The 25,384-nt window shown below is 61.2% G+C and carries 23 protein-coding genes; 7 read left to right on the top strand and 16 right to left on the bottom strand.

Translation table 11 applies throughout. From position 1 onward, the window contains the following. Positions 1 to 376: 376 nt before the first annotated feature. The 3 genes from ACQZ5G_RS21555 to ACQZ5G_RS21545 all read right to left on the bottom strand — a co-directional run bounded on the left by ACQZ5G_RS21555 (position 377) and on the right by ACQZ5G_RS21545 (position 2,704). Entirely contained in the window at positions 377 to 1,366 is a 990-nt protein-coding gene (locus ACQZ5G_RS21555) for a Bug family tripartite tricarboxylate transporter substrate binding protein (protein WP_059756400.1), read from the bottom strand. Between the two features lie 114 nt (positions 1,367 to 1,480). Continuing rightward, on the bottom strand, positions 1,481 to 2,176 hold the full coding sequence (locus ACQZ5G_RS21550; protein WP_448738856.1) for a superoxide dismutase: 696 nt from the start codon (positions 2,174 to 2,176) through the stop codon (positions 1,481 to 1,483). Positions 2,177 to 2,374: 198 nt separating this feature from the next. After that, positions 2,375 to 2,704: a GCG_CRPN prefix-to-repeats domain-containing protein gene (locus ACQZ5G_RS21545; protein ID WP_003521657.1), complete on the bottom strand. Its 330-nt coding sequence runs from the start codon at positions 2,702 to 2,704 to the stop codon at positions 2,375 to 2,377. Between the two features lie 180 nt (positions 2,705 to 2,884). Here ACQZ5G_RS21545 and ACQZ5G_RS21540 point away from each other — a divergent pair, with 180 nt between their 5' ends. Next, entirely contained in the window at positions 2,885 to 3,088 is a 204-nt protein-coding gene (locus tag ACQZ5G_RS21540) for a CsbD family protein (RefSeq protein ID WP_004444538.1), read from the top strand. 48 nt (positions 3,089 to 3,136) lie between these two features. Here the strand turns inward: ACQZ5G_RS21540 and ACQZ5G_RS21535 are convergent, their stop codons facing one another. After that, positions 3,137 to 3,319, bottom strand: coding sequence for a hypothetical protein (locus ACQZ5G_RS21535; RefSeq protein ID WP_003521660.1), 183 nt, complete (start codon positions 3,317 to 3,319; stop codon positions 3,137 to 3,139). Between the two features lie 271 nt (positions 3,320 to 3,590). On the opposite strand from ACQZ5G_RS21535, the gene ACQZ5G_RS21530 reads away from it, so the two are divergent. Genes ACQZ5G_RS21530 through ACQZ5G_RS21505 form a run of 6 tightly spaced genes read left to right on the top strand, consistent with a single transcriptional unit; the run spans position 3,591 to position 9,137 of the window. After that, complete coding sequence (locus tag ACQZ5G_RS21530; RefSeq protein WP_448735685.1) at positions 3,591 to 4,742, top strand: extracellular solute-binding protein; 1,152 nt, start codon at positions 3,591 to 3,593, stop codon at positions 4,740 to 4,742. Then, entirely contained in the window at positions 4,739 to 5,623 is an 885-nt protein-coding gene (locus ACQZ5G_RS21525; RefSeq protein ID WP_448738855.1) for an ABC transporter permease, read from the top strand. The genes ACQZ5G_RS21530 and ACQZ5G_RS21525 overlap by 4 nt, the downstream gene beginning before the upstream one ends. A 1-nt stretch (position 5,624) precedes the next feature. Further along, positions 5,625 to 6,449, top strand: a complete 825-nt coding sequence (locus tag ACQZ5G_RS21520; protein ID WP_448738854.1) for an ABC transporter permease — start codon at positions 5,625 to 5,627, stop codon at positions 6,447 to 6,449. 9 nt (positions 6,450 to 6,458) lie between these two features. Next, positions 6,459 to 7,493 (top strand): ABC transporter ATP-binding protein, encoded by a 1,035-nt coding sequence (locus ACQZ5G_RS21515; protein WP_174025110.1) that lies wholly within the window; start codon positions 6,459 to 6,461, stop codon positions 7,491 to 7,493. A 1-nt stretch (position 7,494) separates the two neighbouring features. Continuing rightward, positions 7,495 to 8,331, top strand: coding sequence for a glycerophosphodiester phosphodiesterase (locus ACQZ5G_RS21510; RefSeq protein ID WP_448738853.1), 837 nt, complete (start codon positions 7,495 to 7,497; stop codon positions 8,329 to 8,331). Beyond that, entirely contained in the window at positions 8,328 to 9,137 is an 810-nt protein-coding gene (locus ACQZ5G_RS21505; protein ID WP_448738852.1) for an inositol monophosphatase family protein, read from the top strand. Before ACQZ5G_RS21510 ends, ACQZ5G_RS21505 begins: the two co-directional genes overlap by 4 nt. 39 nt (positions 9,138 to 9,176) lie before the next feature. Here ACQZ5G_RS21505 and ACQZ5G_RS21500 read toward each other — a convergent pair whose 3' ends face one another. The 12 genes from ACQZ5G_RS21500 to ACQZ5G_RS21445 form a co-directional block, all read right to left on the bottom strand. Then, on the bottom strand, positions 9,177 to 10,988 hold the full coding sequence (locus ACQZ5G_RS21500) for an ABC transporter ATP-binding protein (protein WP_269829202.1): 1,812 nt from the start codon (positions 10,986 to 10,988) through the stop codon (positions 9,177 to 9,179). A gap of 4 nt (positions 10,989 to 10,992) precedes the next feature. Then, positions 10,993 to 12,777 carry a gamma-glutamyltransferase family protein gene (locus tag ACQZ5G_RS21495; RefSeq protein WP_448738851.1) on the bottom strand — a complete coding sequence of 595 codons (1,785 nt, stop codon included), beginning with the start codon at positions 12,775 to 12,777 and terminating at the stop codon, positions 10,993 to 10,995. A 21-nt stretch (positions 12,778 to 12,798) separates the two neighbouring features. Next, positions 12,799 to 13,671, bottom strand: coding sequence for an ABC transporter permease (locus ACQZ5G_RS21490; protein ID WP_448738850.1), 873 nt, complete (start codon positions 13,669 to 13,671; stop codon positions 12,799 to 12,801). 12 nt (positions 13,672 to 13,683) lie between these two features. Beyond that, complete coding sequence (locus ACQZ5G_RS21485; RefSeq protein WP_020810606.1) at positions 13,684 to 14,631, bottom strand: ABC transporter permease; 948 nt, start codon at positions 14,629 to 14,631, stop codon at positions 13,684 to 13,686. 68 nt (positions 14,632 to 14,699) lie between these two features. Then, the gene (locus ACQZ5G_RS21480; RefSeq protein WP_338808894.1) at positions 14,700 to 16,208 is read right to left on the bottom strand and encodes an ABC transporter substrate-binding protein; all 1,509 of its coding nucleotides are present in this window, start codon (positions 16,206 to 16,208) and stop codon (positions 14,700 to 14,702) included. Between the two features lie 75 nt (positions 16,209 to 16,283). Continuing rightward, positions 16,284 to 17,057 carry a FadR/GntR family transcriptional regulator gene (locus ACQZ5G_RS21475; RefSeq protein WP_448738849.1) on the bottom strand — a complete coding sequence of 258 codons (774 nt, stop codon included), beginning with the start codon at positions 17,055 to 17,057 and terminating at the stop codon, positions 16,284 to 16,286. Positions 17,058 to 17,217: 160 nt separating this feature from the next. After that, positions 17,218 to 18,084 carry an aldose 1-epimerase gene (locus ACQZ5G_RS21470; RefSeq protein WP_448738848.1) on the bottom strand — a complete coding sequence of 289 codons (867 nt, stop codon included), beginning with the start codon at positions 18,082 to 18,084 and terminating at the stop codon, positions 17,218 to 17,220. Further along, positions 18,071 to 19,258, bottom strand: a complete 1,188-nt coding sequence (locus ACQZ5G_RS21465; RefSeq protein ID WP_433822890.1) for a galactarate dehydratase — start codon at positions 19,256 to 19,258, stop codon at positions 18,071 to 18,073. The genes ACQZ5G_RS21470 and ACQZ5G_RS21465 overlap by 14 nt, the downstream gene beginning before the upstream one ends. Positions 19,259 to 19,302: 44 nt before the next feature. After that, a complete protein-coding gene (locus tag ACQZ5G_RS21460) occupies positions 19,303 to 21,027 on the bottom strand; it encodes an ABC transporter ATP-binding protein (RefSeq protein ID WP_374997157.1) in 1,725 nt (574 codons plus the stop codon). Between the two features lie 8 nt (positions 21,028 to 21,035). Then, positions 21,036 to 22,160 carry an ABC transporter permease gene (locus ACQZ5G_RS21455; protein WP_020810601.1) on the bottom strand — a complete coding sequence of 375 codons (1,125 nt, stop codon included), beginning with the start codon at positions 22,158 to 22,160 and terminating at the stop codon, positions 21,036 to 21,038. 9 nt (positions 22,161 to 22,169) lie between these two features. Further along, the gene (locus ACQZ5G_RS21450; RefSeq protein WP_003521681.1) at positions 22,170 to 23,156 is read right to left on the bottom strand and encodes an ABC transporter permease; all 987 of its coding nucleotides are present in this window, start codon (positions 23,154 to 23,156) and stop codon (positions 22,170 to 22,172) included. A 120-nt stretch (positions 23,157 to 23,276) separates the two neighbouring features. Further along, the gene (locus tag ACQZ5G_RS21445; protein WP_035260480.1) at positions 23,277 to 25,226 is read right to left on the bottom strand and encodes an ABC transporter substrate-binding protein; all 1,950 of its coding nucleotides are present in this window, start codon (positions 25,224 to 25,226) and stop codon (positions 23,277 to 23,279) included. Positions 25,227 to 25,384 lie beyond the last annotated feature (158 nt).

The following is a 25,384-nucleotide window of genomic DNA, read 5'->3' as shown; positions in this document are numbered from 1 at the left end:
ATCCCGTCAGATCAATCGGGCTATGGGGGAAGTAAACCGCATGTCGGGCGCGCTCAGGGCGGGCCGCGAATGGATATGACCTAGTGTCGGGTCATTCCCTGCGGGAGGGTTTCGAAGAATGCTGGTGTCATGCAACGCCTCCCTTTGTTCGATCTGACGCGGTAATGAGATTTGTAACTCAGCGGTTAAAGCTTGCCAAGCGGGTTTTTGCAACCGGCTGGTGAGTGATGCGGAATGGCCACACCGGTTGGGTGCGTCACTATAAATCGTGGCCGATGCGACAACGGCATCGGCCACGGCTTTGTCAGGTCTTTATTTCCGTCCGCAACCGGCAGGATGTGCGACGGAAAATCGGGATGGTATCTGCCGTTACCGGTCAGTCCATCTGCACATTCGCATCCTTGACCACCGGTCCCCACTTGGCGATTTCCGCCGCGACGTGGGTTTTCAGCTCATCCGGCGAAGAGGCGACGATCTTGGCGCTGAATTCCGCCATGCGTGCGGCAACCCCCGGATCGGCAAGCGCCTTCTTGGCCGCGGCATTCAGCTTGTCGACCACCTCGGCCGGTGTGCCGGCCGGGGCGAAGAGCGCATTCCAGGTATAGGTCTCATAACCCGGCACCGTCTCGGCGATTGTCGGCAGATCCGGGAAGGACGAGGCGCGCTCCTTGGTCGTGACGCCGAGCGCCCGCAACGTGCCGGATTTGATATGTCCGGACGAAGACGGCAGATTGTCGAACATGATGGAAATCTGATTGCCGAGCAGATCGTTGAGCGCCGGGCCTGCGCCCTTGTAGGGAACATGCTGCATGCTGACGCCGGCCATGCTCTTGAACAGCTCGCCGGAAAGATGCAGCGGGGTGCCATTGCCGGAAGAGGCATAGGCGTGCTTGTCCGGCTCGGCCTTCAAGAGCGCAATCAGTTCCGCCACGCTGTTGACGTTGAGCTTCGGATTGACGACCAGCACATTCGGGACCACCACGAGCAGCGAAACCGGCGTGAAATCCTTTTCCGGATCGTAAGGCTTGGTCTTGAGAATGAGCGGGTTGAGGGCGTGGGTGGCAACCGTTCCCATCAGGATCGTATAGCCGTCGGGATCGGCGCGGGCCACGCGGTCGGCACCGAGATTGCCGCCGGCCCCGGCGACATTTTCAACGACGATCTGCTGGCCGAGCTCATCACCCATCTTCTGTGCGATAACACGCGCGACCACATCGGTGGAGCCGCCCGCTGCGAAAGGAACGACCAGAGTAATCGTTCGATCGGGGAAGCCCTGCGCGACCGCAGCCGTTCCCAGCATGCCGAAAGAAACCGCCGCAGCGGCAAGTTTCAGCACCATGCGCCGTTTTGAAGACCGGTAAATCATGAACCCTCCTGTAACATGGCCTCCTCGCCATGGGCGCATAGTAGCTAAAATGCACCTCAGGGCAACCCGCAGGCGGCCGGCCGCTCCCGGCGGGTTTCAGGGGAAGAGGGTTCGTTACGCTTTCAGGCGCTCCTCTACGACCCGCCAGTTGACAAGCTTGTCGAGCACGGCGCGGATATGTTCGGCCTTGCGGTTCTCATAATCCACGTAATAGGCGTGCTCCCATATATCGATTCCGAGATAGGCCGGGCGGCCGACAGCAACGGGGTTCTTGCCGTCCTCATATCCGATCAGCGCGAGCTTGTTGTCGTCGTCACGCGTGAGCCACACCCAGCCGGTGCCGAAGACCATATCGGAGACATCGACCGCACGTTTGATGAAACCGTCATAGTCACCGAAGGTCTCGTTTACCGAAGCGGCAAGATCACCCGTCGGCCGGTTCGGTCCGCCCGGGACGAATTGGTCCCAATAGGCGACATGGTTCCAGGCCTGCGCGGCATTGTTGAAGATTTTGACATCAGCCGCCTCTTTTGATTTGGCGGACTGCGTGACGATATCAACCAGTTCCATGTCGGCATAAGGCGTGCCGGCGGCGAGCGTATTCAGCTTGTCGTAATAGGCCTTGTGGTGTTTTCCATAATGCAGACCCACGGTCTTCGCCGAGATGACCGGCACGAGATCGGCTTCGGCAAAGGGAAGCCCGGGCTGCGTCAGGGGCAGTGCGGCGCGCGCGACATGCGGGCGGGGAAAGATTGCAGCGGCAGCAGTTGCTGCGCCGGCGGTGAGAACGGTGCGTCTGGTGATGTCCATCATATCCTCCTTATGAACGGTGATATGGGACTAACCCCAAACTACGGCCCGGGTTTCCTCACGTTGAATGCAATTCTGTCGCAGGTCATGGAGATGAGAGGCGGCGGCGCTGTATTCACGCCCTGCCGGGGCGGGATGCGGGATGGACTGACCGCCCATATGAGAAAGGCCCTCCCGGCTGGAGAGGGCCTTACCCGATCAATATCGATAATAGTCGCGGCGGTCGCGGTAGTCGCGATAGTCTCTGCGGTCGCGCCACTCACGCCATTCCCGTCTGGCCTGACGCTCGCGCCATTCACGGCGAGCTTCCCAGCGGTCGCGCCGGTCCCAGCCACGCTCATACCGGGGCGGACCATTCGGACGGCAATAGCCGCGGGGTGACAGGTGAAAGCCGCGTCCGCAGGCATAATCCACCGTTTGAATGTGGGATGCCGAGGGTGCAGACGGTTGGCCCACAGGCATGGCATTCGCACCGGTGCCGAACAGGGCGCCGAAAATCAGTCCGGCGGTTAAAATCATCTTGCGCATCTTATTTCCCTCCTTGTGGGATGAGACGATTTAGCGCCCCGCCGGGTGAACTGCGGCTGAATGAATCGTGATCTTTTCGTGGCAGCAGGCCACAGTTACGCCGAACATTCCGGCCCCTGGGCGGAACCCTGCGGAGGTTCGGACATTTACCAGTGCAAGCCAAAAAAAGGGAGAGCACCAATGGATTGGAACCGCGTTGAAGGCAACTGGAAGCAGATGAAGGGCAAGGTCAAGGAGCAGTGGGGTAAACTCACCGACGACGATCTTGACGTCATCAACGGCAAACGCGAGCAGCTCGAAGGCAAGATCCAGGAGCGCTACGGTTACGAAAAGGACCGCACCAGGAAAGATATCGACGACTGGTATGGACGCCAGACCTGGTAAGACGAGACCCCGCTTCGGTGGGGTTTTTCTTTGCGCGGGATTTCCCGGTCAGCTGGCCACGGCCAGAACAGCAGCGATGACGATCAGCAGCGGCCCCATCCATCTGAAATGACGAACAACCGGCGGCTGACTAACCGTGTTTTTTGACAGCGGCAGATAACCGAAGCCGACACATGTCATCCACAGGCCGGCGCAAAACATGATGAATTCGTCAATATAGGCTGCGATCATCGCTCCCCTCCCTCCTAATTATCGCGGTCATCCTATCTGCCCGGAAACCGCTTTGGTAGAGCCCCCTGCGCCTTCGGATCACCCGTGGGCACAGAGGGCGGCAAGACCGGCCGGCATCAACCGTCACGAAAGCGTTATGGAAAGACATTAGAACCGCCGCCGGCCCGTTCAAAAAATGCACGGCTGTGCAACGACCGGCCAGAGCCTTCCCCATCTTTCCCGGGGTCAGCGCTCAGCAGTTCCACTCGCGCCGAAAACATCGGAGACATAGATGAAACGCCGCACCTTTATGATGTCCGCCGCAGGCGCCGCCGCCGGTCTCGCCCTTGCACCGCGCATGAGCTTCGCCGCTCCGGGCACGATCGACTGGTACACCAGTTCGGATACGAATATCCTCGATTTCTGGTCCAATACGATCAAGCCCGCTTTTGAAGCCGCCAATCCCGGCCTGAAGCTCAACCTCGTCGATGCCGGCGACAGCGCCGGCATCACCGCCATCGGCGAGCGCGCTATCGCCGCAAAGCAGACGGGCACCGATCCTCAGGCCGATTATTTCGAAACGGCCGATCCGCTGCTGCCCACCGGCGGCATCGATGCCGGCATCTATGTGAACATGGCGAAAGCCGGCCTCTCCAACTATTCGCGCGTCAATCCGCTCGCCATCCGCAGCGAATACAGCCTGCCCTATCGCGGCAGCCAGGTTCTGCTCGCCTATGACACCAGCAAGCTCAAGCCGGCGGATGCACCGAAGACCTGGGATGAACTCGTCAAGTGGATCAAGGCCAATCCCGGCCAGTTCGTCTATAACCGTCCCGACAAGGGCGGCTCCGGCGGTAACTTCGTCCGCCGCGCCATCCATCAGGCCAACGGCCTCGACCCCAAGGCCTTCACGGTCGACAATTACACCCAGGAAGCCGGCGACAAGGCTCTCGGCAAGGCATGGGCGCTGCTCAAGGACATCGCCCCGTCGCTCTATGACAAGGGCGCATATTCCTCCGGCAACACGCAGTCGCTGCAGCTTCTTTCGCAGGGCGTCGTCACCATGACCCCTGTATGGTCCGATCAGGTGCTGAAGGCCATCGATCAGGGCGTTCTGCCGCAAGAAACCGGCCTCGTCCAGCTTCAGGATCTGGCGCTTTGCGGTGATTTTTCGCGCGCCGTGGTGCTTGCCAACGGCGCCAATCGCGACGCCGCCCTGAAGCTCGCCAATTTCGTGCTGTCGGAAGAAATTCAGGGCGCGATCCTCACCGAACTCGGCGGTTTCCCCGGCGTTTCCTGGGACTATGTGCCGGCCGAACTGCGCAAGCGTTTTGCCGACATCATCCCGCAGACCATTCCGACCTTCCCGGCCGGCAAATGGGAAACCGCCATCAATGATGGCTGGTATCGCAACGTCGCTCCCAACGTCGACCGCAAGTCGTGACCGAGGTTGCGGAAGGAGCGGTTCGCCCGCTCATCGACGATACGGCAGGCAGGAGGCCAGTCGGCCTCCTGCTCGTCGCCATCCCCGTCTTCCTGATGATCTGGCTCGTCATCTGGCCTGCCATCAACGCCATCGGCCGCACCGTCTGGCGCACCGGAGCGAACGGCGAGACGGGTTTCGATCTTTCGAGCTACGGCTTCTTCTTCTCGGACCGCTACAGCCTCGACAATCTTGCCGTGACGTTGTGGACGACAATGGTCTGCGCGATACTCCTGCTCGTAATCTGCCTGCCGATCGCGCTCTACCTGCGCTTTTCGCAAGGCCGCCTTTCGGCTTATGTGCAGGCGCTCGCCATCTTCCCGATGTTTGTGCCCTCCATCATCCTCGCCTTCGCCTTCATCCGCGTTCTCGGGCCCAACGGCATGGTGGACATATTGCTCAATGCGGTCGATCTGCCGAAAATCCGCACGCCCTATCTCACCCCGTGGGGACCGGTCATCGGTCTTGTCTGGGACAATATTCCGCTGACCGTTCTCATCCTGCTCGCGGGCCTCGGCAGCGTCGCCAACCAGTCGGTGGAGGCGGCACGGGATGTGGGCGCAAACGCGCTTAAGGTCTTCTGGCACATCATCCTGCCGCGCATTTCCAATTCCATCCTCGTGGCGCTTTCCTTTTCGGTGCTCGGCATTTTTTCCTCCTTCACCCTGCCCTATCTTCTCGGACCGGCCTCTCCCGAAATGCTCGGCCCCTTCATGCAGCGCACGCTGCGCGAAGTGCAGGATCCCATCGGCGCCATGACCCAGGCCGTCATCGCTTTCGGTTTCTGCATCGCATTCGGCCTGTTCTACGTGCGTTCGGTCGCACGCAACCAGGGGAAATGACATGACGACCCTTACGTCGGCGCGAACGCGCATGGACTGGCCCGGCATATTTTTCGCCACCCTTCTCACCGTCGCCATCGTCGGGCCGCTGCTTGTGGTGGGCACCTGGGCATTCACCGAGGTCTGGCGTTTTCCCAACGTCATTCCCCAGCAATTCGGTTTCCGCTTCTGGGGCCAGACGCTGGGCCGCGCCGATGTCTGGAACGCCCTGATGCTGAGCCTGCGGCTGACAACGGTGGTAACGCTGCTTTCAGCGGTGATCTGCCTTCCCGCCGCCTATGCCTTTGCGCGCATGAGCTTTCCCGGCCGTAACCTGCTGTTCTTCTCTTTCCTCGCCGGCCACGCCTTCCCGAAATTCGGGCTTCTGGTGGCGATTGCCGCCATTTTCCTGCGGCTCAACCTCATCGGCACCTTCTGGGGCGTCGTTCTCATCCAGCTCGTGGGCACGCTGATGTTCATGATCTGGATTCCCGTGGCGGCATTTCAGGCTGTCGACCGGCGCATGGAAGAGGCGGCCCGCGATGTCGGCGCCAGTCCGCTCAGGGTCTTCTGGTCGATTACGCTGCCGCAGGCGGGACCGACCATCGCCGCCGCCGTGCTGCTGAGCTTCGTCGGCACTTTTTACGAGACGGAAGGCGCATGGCTGATCGGCGCGCCCGGCATCCGCACGATGCCGGTGCTGATGATCAGCTACATCAACAATCAGATGGTCATCCAGTATGGCGCGGTTCTGTCCGTCCTGCTCTGGGTGCCGTCCTTCATTGCCCTCATGTTCGCCCGCCGCGTCATCGGTGGCGGCGCATTCGCCCGCGGTTTCGGCGGTTAGGAAATCATCATGTCCGTACTTCACATCCGCCAGGTCACGAAAACCTATTCCGGCGGGACAAAGGCAGTCGACAGCTTCTCGCTCGATGTCGCCGATGGCGAACTCGTCTGCCTTCTCGGCCCCTCCGGTTCGGGCAAGTCGACGCTGCTGCGCATGGTCGGCGGCTTCGAGCAGCCGACGGGCGGGCAGATCACCATCGATGGCGAAGATGTCACCCACCTGCCGCCGGAGCGGCGGCCGACCGGCATGGTCTTTCAGAGCCACGCGCTCTGGAGCCATATGAACGTCTTCAAAAACCTCGCTTTCGGCCTCAGGCTGCGCCGCATGCCGGCTGCCGTCATCAGAGAGAAAGTGGAGGCGGTGCTCGAACTCGTCGGGCTTTCCGGTTATGGCGAGCGCGCTACCGGCCAGCTTTCCGGCGGCCAGCAGCAGCGTGTGGCGCTCGCCCGCTCGCTGGTTCTCGAACCGAAAATACTCCTGCTCGACGAACCCTTCGCCAGCCTCGACCAGCATCTGCGCGAGCGGCTGCGGGAAGAGGTGCGCGATATTCAGCAGCGTCTCGGCATCACCACGCTGTTCGTCACCCATGGTCAGGATGAGGCCCTTTCCATGGCCGACCGCATCGTCGTGATGGCGAACGGCAAGACCGAACAGATCGACCGGCCGAATGTGATCTATCGCGAACCGCAGACCCCGTTCGTCGCCGGCTTCATCGGCACCATGAACCTGATAGAGGGCGCGGTTTCAGACGGAAACTTCATGCGCGCCGACTTCACCCTGCCGCTCCCCGTCTCCGACGGACCGGCCATTCTCGCCGTTCGCCCGGAAGCCATCGATCTGACGATTTCCGAAACGCCGGAAGCAAGTGTGCACCGGGTGACGGATTATGGCACCCACGGCCTTGTCGACCTTGATCTTGCCGATGGTACAAGGATCAAATCCATGGTCGCCCACCCGGATATGTTCCAGACGGGACAGGGCGTACAGATTTCGCCCCGTGCCGTCACGGCTTATCGCGACAACCGCCCAATCTACCGGAGCTGACATGAACCAGCCGATCCTTATCGACCGCGACGGCCACAGAACATGGCTCAAATGGCATCGCGCCCGCCGCCGCGCTGACGATCCAGTCTTTACCGGCGAGCGCATCATCGAGGCGATGCGGCTCGGTGCAAGCATCGAGGTCGATCTCGTCATTCACGCCGATCACGGCTGCGCCGTTCTGCATGACCGGACGCTGGAGCGGGAGACCACCGGCACCGGCCGGGTGCGCGACACATCCGCCGCCACCCTCCGTCAGCTTCACCTGCGCGACAATGACGGCCAGCCCATCGATGCGAAGGTAATGCTGCTCGAAGACCTTTGCGCCCTGCTTGCCGAGGGCGCCGTTCATCCCGACGCCCTGCTCCAGCTCGATTTCAAGGAAGACCGGCAGGCTCTTACCCCGCAGGTGGTCGCAGGTTTCAGCGACAGCATCGCGCCGCTGGTGGGCGCAATGATCCTGTCCGGTGGCGATTTCGGCGCCATCGCGACGCTTGCGACATCGGTTCCTGATCTCAAGACCGGATATGACCCTTGTGAAGACGATACACTCGCCCAGTTGCAGAAGGACGGAAACTTTTCAGGCTTCATCGAACAGGCCCTGGCTACGGCACCCGCCGCCGGAATGATCTATGTCGATTACCGGATCATTCTTGCCGCCGAGGATGCGGGCGTCGATATCATCGCCCCCATCCATGCCGCCGGTCGCCGGGTCGACGCGTGGACGATCAACAGCGTCACACCGCAATCCATAGAACAGGTCGAACGCCTCCTGCGGCTTAAGGTGGACCAGATCACCACCGATGATCCGGAAGGGCTCGCCGAGGTTTTCAGCCGATGACAGTCAATTACAGCGCCATCCTCGACCACATGGTCGCCACCGCCCGCGAAGCCGGCGCATTGACGCTCAACCATTTCAGACGCTTCCGCGAGATCGAGATCGGCGTCAAGGGACCCGGGGACTTCGTTTCCGATGCGGACAGGGATTCCGAGACGCTGATCCGCGAGCACCTGCTCGGGCAATATCCCTGGGGACTGACCGGCGAGGAATTCGCGCCCGTCGAAGGGGCGGATAAGGATCACCGCTGGCTGGTCGACCCCATCGACGGCACCACCAATTTCATCTTCGGCCAGCACTATACCATTACCATCGCGCTTCGCCGTGGCAATGAAACGATCTGCGGGCTGGTCTACAATCCCGTTTCCGACGAGATGTTCACCGCGATCAAGGGAGACGGCGCCTATCTCAACGGCGCGCGGCTGCGGGTCAATGCCAGCACCGATGTCGCCCTGATGTGCGTCGGCACCGGCCTGCCAACACCCAATCTCCAGCTTTATCCCGGCGCCTATCAGCGCCTCGACGCCATTCGTGCGCCCATCGGCGCGGTCCGCGTGGTCGGCAGCGCGGCCAATTCCTGCGCTTACGTCGCCTGCGGCCGGCTGACCGGCTATTACGAGGAAACGGGCTTCGTGGACACGGCAGCCGGCATTCTGCTGGTGCAGGAGGCCGGCGGCATCGTGACCGACTGGTGGGGACGCGGACCGGGGTTTTATGAAAAGACCGGTACGCTGATCGTCGCCAATGCCGCGACCCATGCCTATCTCATGGAGCACCTGCGCGGCGTTCCGCCCAAGAACCCCACATAACGGCTTCGTCTTCGGAGCGTTCATGCCGCAGCAATCGTCTCAGGCCACCTGCACCAGGTGGCCGGGCGATACCGTCCTGTAGTTTCGCACCGGCGTTTCATATCCCATGGCCCGTATCGGGCTTTTCAGCTCGTCATTGGATATGCCGCGCCTTATCCCGCGCCTTGCCGGGTCCGGCACCGGCACGGCGGCCATCAGCTTTTTCGTATAGGGATGTTGCGGATTGTCGAAAACCGCCGCACGCGGGCCGATTTCGACGATCTCGCCGAGATACATCACCGCCACACGATGGCTGACGCGTTCCACCACCGCCATGTCATGGCTGATGAACAGGAAGGCGAGGTTGAGGCTCTGTTGCAGGTCGAGCAGCAGGTTGCAGACCTGCGCCTTGATGGAAACATCGAGCGCCGAGACGCTTTCATCGGCGACGATAACCTTCGGATCGAGCGCAAGCGCACGGGCAATGGCGATGCGCTGTCGCTGACCGCCCGAAAATTCATGGGGGTAGCGGCTGGCCATATCGGCGGACAGGCCCACCTTTTCGAGAAGATCGGCCGTCTTTTCCTTCGCCTGTCTGCTGCTGCCCAGTTTGTGCTTGATGAAGGGCTCGGAAATCGCCGTGCCCACCGTCATGCGCGGATTGAGCGACGAGAACGGGTCCTGAAAGATCATCTGCACGGATTTGCGCATATTGCGCAGGCCGACCGTATCGAGCCGCATCACGTCGTAACCATCGAGCGACACGTCGCCGGCCGTCGGCTCCACAAGCCGCATGATCGAGCGGCCGGTGGTGGATTTTCCGCAGCCGGATTCACCCACCAGCGACAGCGTTTCGCCCTGAAAGAGATCGAAGGAGACGTTTTCCACCGCATGGACTGCGCCCGTCTGGCGTGCCAGCAGGCCGGAGCGGATGGCAAAACGCGTCACAAGGTTTCGGACCGACAGAACCGGCGTCTGCCCGCTCGCAACCGTCCCCGCCACCTCCTGCGGCTCGCTCGAAAGGCCGGTTTTCATGTCGAGCACCGGAAACCGTGTCGGCCATTGCCGGTCGCGCATCGAGCCGAGCTTCGGCACCGCTGAAAGCAGCGCTCGTGTATAGGGATGCTTGCCGCGCCGGAAGATGTCCTCCGTCGGTCCGGTCTCGACTTCATCGCCACGATACATCACGATCGTCCGGTCGGCGATTTCGGCCACGACGCCCATGTCATGGGTGATGAAGAGGACGGACATGCCCTCCTCTTCCTGCAGCAGCTTGATCAGATCGAGTATCTGGCCCTGAATGGTGACGTCGAGCGCCGTCGTCGGCTCGTCGGCGATCAGCAGTTTCGGCCGTGAGGCGAGCGCCATGGCGATCATCACCCGCTGGCGCATGCCGCCGGAAAACTGGTGCGGATATTCGTCGAAACGACCGGAGGCGTTGGGAATGCGAACCTTTTCCAGCAGCCGCACCGTCTCCGCCCGCGCCTCCTGCTTCGAAAGCCCCTTGTGCCGGATGAGCACTTCGGAAATCTGGCGGCCGATGGTGAAGATCGGATTGAGCGAGGTCATCGGCTCCTGAAAGATCATCGAGATATCGTTGCCGCGCACGCCGCGCATTTCTCTTTCGGAGAGCGCAAGAAGATCGCGCCCGTTGAGCAGCACTTCACCCTCGATCCGGCTGGAGGCCGGGGCAAGCAGGCGCATGAGAGACAGCGACGTTACCGATTTACCGGAGCCGGATTCGCCGACAATCGCGACGGTTTCGCCGGGCGCGACATCGAAGGACACGTTGCGCACGACGCTCTTCCACGCGCCATCGACGAGGAAGGAGGTGGTGAGGTTGCGGACGGAGAGGACTGGTTTTGTCTCCATGGTCTCACCGTCCCACCGCATAGGCCTGCATCAACCGCGGTGTTGCGGCGGCACGCAGCAGACCATCCGCATCGCGACGCGCGGCGGTAAGCCGCCCGACCGACCATGCATCGGCAACCGTGACGCGGTGCCCACGGCGGCGAAGCTCCTGCAAGGTCGCTTCGCCCACGGTGCTTTCCACGGTGATCTCACCCGGCGAACTGGTGCGCGGATAAAACGAACCCGGAAAATGCGCGGTGTGGAACAGCGGCATGTCGATGGCGGCCTGCAGGTTCTTGCCGTGATGGGCATAACGTAGGAAGAAGGGCAGTTGCCACTGGTCCTGCTGATCGCCGCCCGGCGTGCCGAACACCATGGATGGACGCCCCTGATGCAGCGCAAGCGATGGCGTCAGCGTGGTGCGCGGGCGTTTGCCCGGTGCAAGCGAGGTCGGCAGGCCTTCCTTCAGCCAGAACATCTGGGCGCGGGAATTGAGCGCAAAACCGAGACCGGGCACGATGGGCGAGGATTGCAGCCAGCCGCCCGAAGGCGTGGTGGAGACCATGTTGCCCCAGCGGTCGATGACATCGATATGCACCGTATCGCCGCGCTTCTCCGTCAGATGCGACATGGTCGGCTCGTAGACCGTGCCGGTGCCGCTCATCTCGGCCAGCATCGCCATGGTGGCGTCCACCTGCTTTTCATAACCCGGCACGGTGCCGGGGCGCAGCTCCAGCGAGGCCTCGCCGCTTATCAGCGCGCGGCGGCCGGCATTGTAACCTTCCGACAGGAGATATTCCGTCGGGATCTGGCCGAATTCCGGATCGCCGTAATAGACCTCGCGGTCGGCATAAGCGAGCTTCATGGCTTCGACGATGGTGTGGATGAAATCGGGACCGGAGGGGTCCATGGCCGCAATGTCGAAGCCATTCAGAAGCGCAAGCGATTGCAGCAGAACCGGACCCTGCCCCCAGGCGGGCGTCTTGGCAATCGTCCAGTCGTGATAGTCGAGCGTCTGCGGCGCTTCGACGGTCGCGCTCCAGTCCGCCATATCCTGCGCCGTCAGCACGCCCTTGTGCCGTGCGCCGCTGGCATCCATGACTTCCGCCGTCCTCACGTAACTGTCGATAGCTTCCGCTACGAAACCCCGATAAAAGGCATCGCGTGCCGCCTCGATCTGGTTTTCGCGGCCGGAGCGCGCTTCGGCTTCGGTGACGATCCGCTGATAGGTCGCGGCCAGAACCGGATTTCGGAAATTGGCGTGAGGCTCGGGTGCCGCGCCGCCCGGCAGCCACGTCTCGTGGGATGTCGGCCATTCCTTCTCGAAGAAATCGGCCAGACCCTTGATGGTGGCGGAGACGCGCGGCAATGTCGGATGCCCGTGCTCGGCGTAATAGATCGCGGGTTCCAGCACTTCGCGCACGCTCATCGTGCCATAGTCGCGCAGCATCAGCATCCAGCCATCGAAGGCGCCGGGAATGACGGTGGCGAGCAGCCCGTCGCCAGGGATCAGCTTCAGCCCTTCCGACGTGTAATGCTCAATCGTCGCGCCGCTCGGGGCCGGGCCCTGTGCGCAGATGACTTCCACCTTGTCCTTCTGCTTCGAATAAAACACGGCCGGCATATCTCCGCCCGGACCGCACAGATGCGGCTCGACGATCTGGAGGACGAAACCGGTGGCGACGGCCGCGTCGAAAGCATTGCCGCCTTTTTCGAGGATTGCCATGCCGACGGCCGATGCGATCCAGTGCGTTGAGGTGACGACGCCGAAGGTGCCAAGGATTTCAGGGCGTGTGGTGAATTCATTCATTCGGATATTCCTTGTAAAAGATCATGCTTCGCGCGGATCGAGCGCGTCGCGCAGGCCGTCGCCCAGAAGATTGAAGCCGATGACGACGAGGAAGATGGCGATGCCGGGCCACATCGTCATCCACGGCGCCTGGCTCAAGAAATTCTTCGCGGTATTCAGCATCGAACCCCAGGAGGGCGCCGGCGCCTGCTGGCCGAGGCCGAGGAAAGAAAGGCTCGCCTCCGCGATGATGGCGGTCGCCACCGTCAGGGTCGCCTGCACGATGATGGGGGCGAAGACATTCGGCAGGATGTAACGCGTCATGATGTCGATGTGGTTGAGGCCGATGGACCTTGCGCCTTCGACATAATCTTCGGTCTTGACCGCCAGCACCTGCCCGCGCGTCAGCCGCACGAAAATCGGCATGGCGGAAAGGCCGATGGCGATCATCGCATTGGTGAGGCTCGGGCCGAGGAAGGCGGCAAGCGCAATCGCCATGATGAGAAACGGCATGGCCAGCAACGCTTCGGTGATGCGGGATATGACCATATCCACCCAGCCGCCGAAATAACCTGAAATCAGGCCAAAGGGCACGCTGATGACCACGGCGATCATCACCGAGACCACGCCCGCCATCAGCGAGGCGCGCGCGCCATAGATCATGCGGGAAAGGATGTCTCGGCCGAGATCGTCGGTGCCGAGCCAATGGGCGGCCGAGGGCGCCTTGCGGATCGCCGACCAGCTGGTCGCCACCGGATCGGCAATCGGCAGGATCGGCGCGGCGATGGCAAGGACTGCGAAAAACAGCACGATAACCATGCCGACAAGCGCCGATTTATTGCGCTTCATCTTCTTCCAGGCGCGGCTTTCCTGCCGCGTTACCGCTACGGAGAGGTTTTGATCGAGAACGGTCATGATATCGGGGCCTCAGATCGTCGCCCTGAGGCGGGGGTTGAGCAGGACATAGGCAATATCGGCCAGAAGGTTCATGAGGATGAAGCCGACGGCGGTGCAAAGAACGATGCCCTGCACGACGGCGTAATCGCGGGTGAACACCGCATCGACCGTCATCTTGCCGAAGCCGGGAATGGTGAAAATCTGCTCCGTCAGAACCGCCCCGGCCAGCAATTCGCCGAAGAGCAGCGCCAGCAATGTGATGACGGGCAGAAGCGCGTTGCGGAAACTATGCGACAGGATGATCTCGCGCGGAGAAAGACCCTTGGCACGGGCGGTGCGGATATAATCGGAACTGAGCACCGCCACCATCGCCGAACGCGTATGGCGCATCAACGTCGCCGCAAGCGCGTTGCCCAGCACGAAGGCGGGCATGATCATGGTTTCGATGGAACGCACGGGATCGACGAAGATCGATTCATAACCGGATGCCGGCAACCAGCCGAGTTTGACCGACACCAGCAGGATCAGCATGATGCCGAGCCAGAAGTTCGGGATGGAGAGGCCGGAAAGCGCCACGATATTGGCCGTGTAGTCGATCCATGTGTTCTTCTTGACGGCGGCCAGAATGCCGATGGGAATGCCGATGACCATGGCAAAGAACATCGCCATGACAGCCAGCTGAATGGTGACCGGCAGCTTCTGGCCGATAAGCTCCAGCACCGGCTGGTTGGTGCGCAGCGAAATACCGAAATCACCCGTCACGACGCCGCCCAGCCAGTTGACATATTGCAGCGGCACAGGGTCGTTCAGGCGATATTTCTCCCGCAGGAATTCAATCGTCGCCGGATCGCGCTCCTCACCAGCCATGGCAAGCACCGGGTCGCCCGGCAGCAGTTTCTGCAGCGAGAAGACGAAGATGGAGATGATCAGAAGCGTCGGGATCGCGACCAGCAGTCGCTTGCCGATATAAACAGGCATGGCATGGCCCTCGTTCGTGCCAATTCGTGAGGGCCGCACGGCAAGGCCGTGCGGCGCATGCGAAGCGTTCAGTCCTTGGAGACGCCGAGAAGGCGGATCATGCCATCCGGCGACGGCGCCCAGCCCTTGACCTTGTTGGAAATGGCATAGGCATAGGGCTGGTGGCCAAGATAGATGATCGGCATGTCATCGTTGAGGATGACGCTTGCGGCATCGTATTTTTCCTTGCGCACCGCATCCTCGGTCGAGGCGCGGGCCTCGTTCAGCAGCTTGTCGACCTCGGGGTTGCAATATTTCACATCGTTGATGCCGCCCTTGCAGGTGACGAACTGATGCAGATTGCCATCCGGATCGATACGTCCCGACCAGTCGGAACGGCTGAGCTGGTAGTTGCCGGCGGTCTGTTCGGACAGAAGAGTCGCGAATTCCGTGGCCTTCAGGGTGACGTTGAAGCCGGCTTCCGCGACCATGGACTGGATGACCTGCATCATCTGCGTCTGCGTTGTGTTGTTGGCGTGCTGAAGCTCGATGTCGAGCTTTTCGTAACCCGCCTCCTTCATCAGCGCTTTGGCCTTGTCGATATCGCGCGCCGGCACCGGCAGATTCTGGTTGAACCACGGGCTCGTGGGCGGGAAGGCCTGATTGCCTGCCTTTGACGTGCCCTCAAAGACGATCTGGCCGATCGCTTCCCGGTCTATCGCATAAGAAAAGGCCTGACGCAGGCGCTTGTCCTTGCCGAGCGGATTATCCGCACGCGAACCATTGTTGATATTGACATACATGGCCATGTAGCCCGGTCCGATGACATCCGCATAGGTCAGATTGGCGTCGTTCTTGACGGACTCGGCATCGGAGGCCGAGATGCGCTCGGCGATATCGAGGTCTCCCGAGCGAAGATTGGCAAGCTTCACGGTCGTATCGGGGATCGGCAGATAAACGACCCTGTCGACCAGAATTTTGTCCTTGTCCCAATAATCGGTAAATTTCTCGAGCACGATACGGTCCTGCTGGATGCGCTCGACGAATTTGAACGGCCCGGCGCAGACCGGCTTCGAACCGAAATTCGCGCCCAGTTCCTTGGCCGCCTTCGGCGCGACGATCATGCCGGCGCGGTCGGAAAGCTGCGCAAGCAGCGTGACATCCGGCGTCTTCAGGGTGAATTTGACGTCCAGCGGCCCGGTGGCCTCGACCTTTTCGACCGAGGAAAGCTCGCTCTTGCGGCGGGATTCCGGCAGGGTCATGTTGCGCTCGATGGTGGCGACCACAGCCGCCGCATCCAGTGTCTCGCCGTCGTGGAATTTCACGCCGTCGCGGATCTTCATCGTCAGCACCTTGCCGCCCTCGGACCAGGCCCATTCGGTGGCAAGCTGGGGAACGATCTTCATGTCCTGCGAGATGTCGACGAGCTTGTCACACATGGCGGTGTAAACGATACGCCCGACGAAGGTGCGCGATTGCGCGGGGTCGAGAACGTCGGCGTCATCGTTAAGGCCGATGCGCAATTCGGACGAGATGGCTGGCGTGGACAGGAATGCACCGGCCAATAAGGCGGCAGTCAATGTCTTGATTTTCTTCATGTTCTATCCTCTGGTCAGGTTATCTTTGTTTTTTCATTGGCCGGCCCGGAAAGGCCGGCAGGTCTGCTCTGCTGCCTATGAGGCCGGCGTGAGCGGATTGTCGGCATCGCCCGTGCTGCGGGCGGCAATGTCTTCTCCGGTTTTCTCCTCCAGAAAGCCGAGCGAGGTGGCGCGGATCAGCCTTTCCTGATGCATGAGAAGGTGCTGGCGCATCGCTTCGCCGGCTCTTGCGGGGTCGCGGTCGGCGATGGCATCGACGATCGCTATGTGCTGCTCGAAGGAAGCCTTGCCGTTCGTGCCGCTGCGGCGCGCCAGTTCCCGTATCGACTGCCACGCCTCGTCCTGGCGAATGCGGTTGACGACATCGAAGATGGACAGGAACAATTTGTTGCCGGCGCTCTGGGCAATCTGGCGGTGAAGCGAACCATCCCACAATTCCTTGGCGTCGGCATCCGTGCTCTGGCCTGTCTTCTGGACAAGGGCGCGCATGCGCTCCACCTCGGCGGGCTTGGCGCGCATGGCCGCAAGCTGCGCCAGTTGCGGCTCGATGCGCAGGCGCACTTCCATGATTTCCATGATATCCGTGCCGGCGACCAGTTCTGTGACCTGAGCGGACCAATCGTCCGGCTTTTCACCCACAAAGGTTCCCGCCCCCTGCCGTCGCCAGATCAGACCTTCGGCCTCCAGAACCTCAAGAGCGCGCCGGACCGCACGCCGGCCGACATTGAAGGTTTCCGCGAAGGCCCGCTCCGTCGGCAGCCGACGGTCTTTCGCAAGATCCTGCGTTTGAATGTACTCCCGCAACTTCGCCAGCGCGTAGTTGGAGTTGTCGTTAGGGTTCACCGTCAAGTCGCACCATTTATTGAACCAATCTTATATTGGTTCATTTGGTGAGAAATTTTTGCCGTCGTCAAGCTTATTTTTGAGCGGCAATAACTGGCGCTCAAAATATGGGCATACGGCTTTTTTTGAAGGTGAAGGGTGGGCGTCATAGACGCACCCGCCCCTCCTAAAGATCGATGGAGAGCCTGATGCGCCCCGACAGGCGCTCGCCGGGGGCAACCGTCCCTAGACCCTGCCCTTCCCGCTGCGCCTGCGGCAAACCAAGCGCTCCGGCGGCCATGGAAACGGGCTCAAGACAGAGATAGCGCTCCATGCGGTGCACGGCGAGATGGCCGAAAACAGGATCGGCCTTAAGCCGTAGTGAAAACCTGTCGAAGTCTACCTGTGCGCTTGACCAATCGGTGAAATGCAATGTGTATCCCGTTGCGGCGGGAATGGCCGGTTTCGGGCGAGGTGCCGGCGGCTGGCCGGTTGGCACGTTCTGCGCGTCCAGAGGATATCGCAATTTGGCGTCCGTTCGCGCATCGCAACCGAGCCCGGCCGCCAGATAGGGATGCCAGCCCAGCGACATCGGCGCTGGTGTGTCCGCCAGATTGGTTATCGACAGTTCCACGGTGAGGCTGTCGTCTTCCAGCAGAAAAGACTGCTCGGCGCGGAAGGAAAAAGGCCACTCCCGGTCACCCTCGTAGTCCAGTACCAGTGAGACCCGATCCGAAGACAGGTCTGAAATCTCCCACGGCCGGCGGTGGGCCGGGCCATGCATGGCGTCAGGCGCAAGCGCCGGATGCGGCAGCAGGTCGTGGCGGATACCCGCATGGATGAAGGACCCGCCATAGAGCCGGTTGTGATAGGGAAACAGTGGGTATGCGCCGGCCCTCGGCCAGTTGAACGGCTCGAACTCCCGGTCCATTGTCGGCACCAGAATATCGCCGTAGTCCTTGTGCCGCAGATGAGTCATTCTGCCGCCCCAGGCGGGGCGCAGGCGGGCGCAGAGCCGCCCGCAGGCAATCGCAACCGTTTCAGGCGAAGGCATAGGAGCCGTCGGGCCGTTTCGGCACCCGTCTTTGCCAGTGAACATAGCCATCCTCCTGCATGGCTTTTTCATCCATCTCCACGCCCCAGCCGGGGCGGTCCGGCCTCAGTTCCAGATATCCGTCCTTCGGCAGGTAGGGGTCGACGACATAACGGGTTTCGTCCTCGCGTTTTTCGAGATCGGTGCCGCCATAAACGTAGCATTGCCCTTTCGGCAGCCGGTATTCGAGAATGCGGAAATTCTGCTGGGCGGCGGAGAAGTGCACATTGACGGCGGTGGCGAGCGGTCCCATCGGGTTATGCGGCGCGATGCTCACGAAATGCGCTTCCGCCAGCGTGGCGATGCGGCGCATCTCCGAAATGCCGCCAACAACGCAGATGTCGGGCTGGATGATATCCGCACCCTTTACCTGAAGAAGACGCAGGAACTCATTGCGATTATAGAGACTTTCACCGGTTGCCAACGTGCAGCTCAGCCCCTGTTTCAGGTCTCCCCACATCTCGATATTTTCGGGACGCAAAGGCTCTTCGAAGAACAGCGGGTCGTAAGGGGCAAGCGCATTGCCAAGCTGGCGGGCGGCCGCTGGCTCGAAAATCTTGGCATGGGCGTCGAAGGCGATGTCGTAGTCGGGCCGCACCGTTTCGCGAAGCGAGCGGAAATATTCGGCCGAACTGCGCACCACCTCCCCCCAGCGATGGGCGTGGATATCGAGGCGCCAAGGGCTGAGCTTGAAGGCTGTGAAGCCCCAGTCCTCGTTCAGCCGGTCGAACTCCTCCTTCGCCGCCGGTGCGTCCGGGGCCGTATAGACACCGGCATAGACCTTGATACGGTCGCGTACTTCGCCGCCCAGCAGTTTGTAGACCGGCACCCCCGCCGCTTTGGCCGCGAGATCCCAGAGGCAATGATCGAGCGCCGAGATTGCCGACAGACCGAGCGCTCCGGGCGGAAAGCGGTTCTGCTGGAGCAGGAGATTATAGAGATACTCCACCCGCGTCGGGTCCTGCCCGGCAAGGAAGCTATAGAGGTAGTCCAGCACCGGCGGCAGGGCGAGATCGGGGCCGTGATTGTAACATTCACCCCAGCCGGTCAAACCGTCATCGGTATCGAGGGCGACGATGACGCGAGGGCGGTCCTTGTCGCGGGTGACGAATACCCGCATGCGATCGATTTTCATGCTTCAGTCTTCCTCATGAATTGCAGCGTGCAACAAGGCCGGCACTATCGCGCGACGGCCCCGTTCTTGACTTCGGATGGTTCGACGTAGCGGAATCTGCGGGTGCGATCCCGGTCGCGCGGGTCCGGGCGTGGAATGGCGGAAAGAAGCGCCTGCGTATAGGGATGATCCGGCGCGTTGCAGACCTTTTCGGCGTCTCCCACTTCCACCAGCTTGCCGCGATACATCACCCCGACGCGGTCGCACATATAGCGGATGACGCCGATGTCGTGGCTGATGAAGATATAGGCGAGCCCCAGCTCATCCTGCAGCCGCATCAAAAGATCCAGCACCTGGAACCGCACCGAGACATCGAGCGCCGAGGTCGCCTCATCCGCGACGATGATGCGCGGCTTCAGCGTGATGGCGCGGGCGATGCCGATGCGCTGGCGCTGGCCGCCGGAAAAGGCGTGCGGGTAACGTTCACGCCCGGCAGGGTCGAGACCCACCTGCTCCATCAGCGCGCAGACGCGTTCATCCAGTTCCCTGCCCTTCGCAATACCGTTTACGAGCAATGGCTCGCCGATCACCTGCGCCACCGTCATGCGCGGATTGAGCGAACCGAACGGGTCCTGAAACACCATGCGTAATTCGCGCCGCGCGGCTTTCAGCTCCGCACCCTCGATTTTCGCCAAATCGACCACCGTGCCATCCGCACGGCGATAGAGCATCGCGCCGCCGGTCGGGTCGTAGAGGCGCATGATCGAGCGGCCCATGGTGGTCTTACCGGAGCCGCTTTCGCCGACGATGCCGAGCGTTTCGCCGGGAAGCAGCCGGATCGATACGCCGTCCAGCGCCTTCATCTCGCCGAAATGCATGGAGAGGTCGTTGACCTCGAGGATGGGCGCGGCCGCAAGATCGAGCGGCGGGCGGGCGAGCCGGATTTCCGCCTTCTGCTCCAGCTTTAGAACGGAGCCGATCAGCATGCGGGTATAGGGATCTTTCGGATTGTGGAATATCTCGTCGACCGTGCCATATTCCTTGGCAACGCCGTGATGCATGACCAGCACGTCATCGGCAATCTGCGCCACCACGCCCATGTCATGGGTGATGAAGAGCACCGCCATGCCATGCGCCTTTTGCAACCGCGATATCAGGTCGAGGATTTCGGCCTGTGTGGTGACATCGAGCGCCGTCGTCGGTTCGTCGGCGATCAAAAGCTGCGGTTTGCAGGCCAGCGCCATGGCGATCATCGCACGCTGGCGCATGCCGCCCGAATATTGGAAAGCGTAGCGATCCAGCGCCTTTTCAGGGTTAGGGATTTCCACCTGCCGCAACAGTTCGATGGCCTCGGCCCGCGCCTCAGCCTTGCTCATTTTCAGATGCAGGCGCAGGACTTCGGTGATCTGGTCACCAACGGTATGCACGGGTGAAAGCGACGACATCGGCTCCTGAAAGATCATCGCGATATCAGCGCCGCGCACCGAGCGGATGGCCCGGCTGCGCGGATCGAGCTTTGCCAGATCCAGAGAGGTGCCGTCGGCACGGTTGAGGATGATCGACCCGGACGCAATGCGGCCGGGGCTGTCGATGATCTGCAGGATCGAACGGGCGGTGACGGATTTCCCGGAGCCGCTTTCGCCGACGACGCAGAGCGTCTTGCCAGGATCGATGGAGAAGGACAGGTCGTTGACCGCCCGGAACACACCGTTTCTGACCGGAAACTCGGTGACGAGATTGCGGACTTCAAGCAGCGGCTTGGCTGGCTTCATGGAGAGAATGTCGCTCATCCGGGGCCTCACTTATTATAGGGGTCGGCTGCATCGCGCAGGCCGTCGCCGAGCAGATTGAGCGCCATGACGGCAATGACGACCGCCACACCGGGCAGGAACAGCCAGGGTGCTGTCGCTATCGAGCGGATATTCTGCGCCTCGCGAAGCAAAACGCCCCAGGAAATCGTCGGCGGTTGAAGGCCGAGACCGAGGAAGGACAGCGATGTTTCCGCAAGGATCATCGCCGGCACCGCAAGCGTGACCGAAGCGATGATGTGGCTCGAAAAGCTCGGCAGCATATGGCGGAAGATGATGCGCCCTTCCGGCACGCCATCCAGCCGCGCCGCAGCCACGAATTCTTCGGTCCTGAGCGACAGGAACCGGCCGCGCACGACACGGGCAAGCTGCGCCCAGCCGGTCAGCGACAGGATGATGGTGATCATCATATATTGCAGCGTGGCAGGCCAGCCCTGCGGCAGGGCGGCGGCCAGCGCCAGCCAGATGGGAATGGTGGGCAGCGAGAGCACGAAGTCGATCACGCGCTGCATGACGAAATCGATGCGGCCGCCGTAATATCCTGAAATGCCTCCCAGAACGACGCCGAGCAGCAACGAGAAGAACACGCCGACAAGACCGATCGACAGGGAAACCTGCGCGCCCTGCACCACGCGGCTGAAGACATCGCGCCCGAGACGATCCGCGCCGAAAAGGAAGAGCGGGCGCGTTTTATCGGTGGAGGCCAGCAGATGGATATCCGTGGTGAACAGGCCGAATACGGAATATTCGTAACCGCGACCGAAAAGCTGGACCGGGATTTTCTTCGCCGTATCTTCGACGAAGACGGCCGCCAGCGTTTCAGGATTGCGGGTCAGCTTCAGCGGATAATAATGCAGCCCGAGCGAGAAACCCTCGGTCGTATCGATGAAATGAACGCGCTGCGGCGGATGGAAGGTCGCCCGCGCATTCTGCAGCACCGGATCGTTGATGGCGAAGAAGCCGGGCACCAGCGCAACGATATACATGGCGATGGTGATGAACAGGGCTGCCATGGCCAGCTTGTGGCGCTTGAAAGCCCACCAGATGAGCTGCCACTGCGAGGCGACGGCGGCGCGGTCCTGCCGGGCATTGGTGGTCATGGTGATATCGCTCATGGCGCCCTCCTATTCGAGACGGATGCGCGGATCGACCAGCGCAAGCAGGATGTCGCTGATCAGCGATCCGATCAGCGTCAGCGCGCAGATCAACAGCACGAAAGCGCCGGCGAGATACATGTCCTGCGCCATCAACGATTGCAGAAGCAGCGGCGCGGCCGTCGGCAGATTGAGCACGATGGCGACAACCACGGAGCCCGAAATGAGGTTGGGCAACAGCCATGCGATGGTGGAGATGAACGGATTGAGCGCAATTCTGAGCGGATATTTCGTCAGCAGCTTGAACTCCGACAGTCCCTTCGCCCGCGCGGTGGTAACATAGGGCTTGGGCAACTCGTCCAGCATATTGGCGCGCATGACACGGATGAGGCTTGCGGTGGAAGACACGGCAAGGATGGCGACCGGCAGCCAGATATGGGCCATGAGGTCCATCATCTTGGCGATGCTCCACGAGGCGGTCTCATATTCGGCGGAAAACAGCCCGCCGACATCGGCCCCGAACTCCACCGCCGCGACATACATCAGCACCAGTGCCAGCAGGAACGAGGGTATGGAAAGGCCGAAGAAGGAAAAGGCGGTGAAGAGATAATCGCCAATCGAATATTTGCGCACGGCGGAGAAGACGCCGATCGGAAGGGCGATGGCCCAGGTTGCGAGAAGGCTTGCGATGGCCAGAACCAGCGTCAGCGCCATGCGCTCCCAGATGAGGCCTGAAACCGGCTGCTGCCACTCGAACGAAATGCCGAAATCGCCGCGGCTGACGATGCCCCATATCCATTTCAGATATTGCACGATCATCGGGTCATCGAGGCCGAAACGTTCGCGCAGCTGCGCCGCCGTATTGTGGTCGATGACCTCGTTGGAGGCGGCCAGTGTGGCGATATAGGTCGTCACATAATCACCGGGCGGCAGCTGGATCAGGACAAAGGCAAGGAAACTGACGGCAAACAGGGACGGTATCATCCACAGCAGGCGTTTTACGATGAAAAGCAGCATGTCGTTCTCGCAATCACATTGTGCCGCACGCGCCGCCCTCCACTAAGGAGACGGCTGTGGGTGGTCGAAGCAACCTGAGAGGCGTCGCCGCGTTACGGCAGCGACGCCCATGTGGCGATATCAGCTTGTGAAGGTGAACTGTTGCGGCAGCGCCGGGCCGGGATTGGGCCAGGTCCAGCTGTCGGGTTCCGTTTCCGGCACATTGCGCAGATTGTTGCGGATGATGCCGAAACCGCCCACCGCAAGGCAGAGGCCGATCGTTTCGAACTCTTCCGCCGCAATGTCGAAGATCTGCTTCATCTTCTCGCCGCGCTTGGCAAGGTCGGCCGTCGAGCGCGCCTCATCGAACAGCTTGAAGCGCTGCTTCTGGCTTTCCGGCGGCTCTTCGCCCTTCTGGCCATTCGAGGTGTACCAGAGCGCCCACGGAATGGCGTAACGCGACCCCTGCGGGTGGAAGGCGAAGAAATCGCGCGGGTCGAGCATCGGATCGAGACCGCCGGGACCGGGCCAGACGGCGGCATCATGGGCGTTGTCATCGCCGCGCGTATAATAGAGCGCGCGTTCGATGGTGTTGACCTTGATATCAACGCCGATCTGCGCCCATTGTGCCTTCACCAGTTCCAGCGCATCGACCAGATCGGGATAGAGCGTCGGGATGACGTCAATCGAGAAGAAGACAGGCTGGCCGTCAGGCCGCAACCGCATGCCGTTGCCGTTCTTCTTGTCGTAACCGGCCTTGTCCAGAAGCTCGTTCGCTTTGTCCGCATCATATTCGGTGAATTGCCGCGCCAGCTTTTCATTGTACCAGGGATGTGTCGGGCGCGGCCCGGCCTGATAACCCTCGCTCTGACCGAAATAGACGATGTCGATGATTTCCTGCCGGTTGAGCGCGATGGACAGCGCCTGACGGAACGACTTGTCGGCAAACATCTTGCGCATTGCCGGATCTTTGTGGGTGATGTTCAGGTAGATCTGGCACTGCTGCGCGGCAGACGGCACCAAAGTCAGCAGGCGGTAGTCACCCTTTTTCATGTTCTGAGACAGGGTCGGCTTGTTGGCGAGAACGCTGATATGGCGCTCCTGAATGTCGATCTTGCCGGAAATGACGTTCAGCATCAGCGATTCGACATCCTGCGAAATGCCGAAATTGATTTCGTCGATGTAAGGCAACTGGTTGCCTTCGGTATCGACCTGCCAGAAGTAAGGGTTGCGGGTCATGACCACGCGTGTCGCACCGCCGGAATAGGGTTCCTTCACCACCCATGGATCAAGCGTCGGCTTGTCGACATTCGACCAGCGGGACGGAATTTCGATATCGCCGCATTTGGCGCGGAACAGTTCGGTCCAGCTGGAGACACCCGCCGCCTTCACATCGGCATCGAGCGCCGTGTTGTATTTCGGCAGGAACTTGCTGCAATAATGTTTGGGAAACAGCGTCGGATGCTGGCCGAGCGGCGTGGCGAGGTTTTCGAGATAAAGCGCATTCGGCGCGGCGAATTTGAACTTTACCGTAAAATCGTCGACTTTTTCGACATCGACCGCCTTGCCGGCCACGGAAAGCTGCGCGGGCGTGGCGCTGTAAAGCTCCTTGTTCTTGATGCAGTCCTCGATGGCGAACACCACGTCATCGGCGGTGAAGGGGTGGCCGTCCGACCATTTTGCGCCCTCCAGCAAATGGAAGGTGAATTGCGAGGCATCGTCGTTGACTTCCCATTTCACCGCAAGGTTCGGCAGAACCTCGGTGAAATCCATGTTCCAGCGGACAAGGCCCTGATTGCCGACCATGCGCAGGATGCCGTTATGGTCCGACGAACCGCGCAGGCCACGGCGCAATGTGCCGCCATAGGTGCCGATTTTCTCGTGCGGCGTCACCACCATCGGATTTTTCGGCAGACGTTCGGCCAAAGGCGGCAATTTGCCGTCCTTTACCAGCGCCTCCAGTTCCGGCGCCTGCTTGCCGGCAGCAGCCCGCGCCGAGGTCCCGATGACGGAAAGGGCGGCCACGCCGCCAACACCCGCCATAAAGGTTCGGCGCGTTACGCCCAGTGAAAATGCTTCGCCATCGCGCATCGACAATCCTCCCAAAAAATCACCGGCAGCGAGACGGCTTTCACCGAACCGCGACGGCCCTCCCGGCCAGCCAGCACGCCGATCCTCCATCGGCAGGGGCAGACCATATGGGCGTTTTCAGATGATTACAAGTATTGACAGATTTTTACATCTTTTTT

Source organism: Agrobacterium sp. 22-214-1 (assembly GCF_053522465.1).
This window is presented reverse-complemented; position numbering and strand designations above follow the sequence as displayed.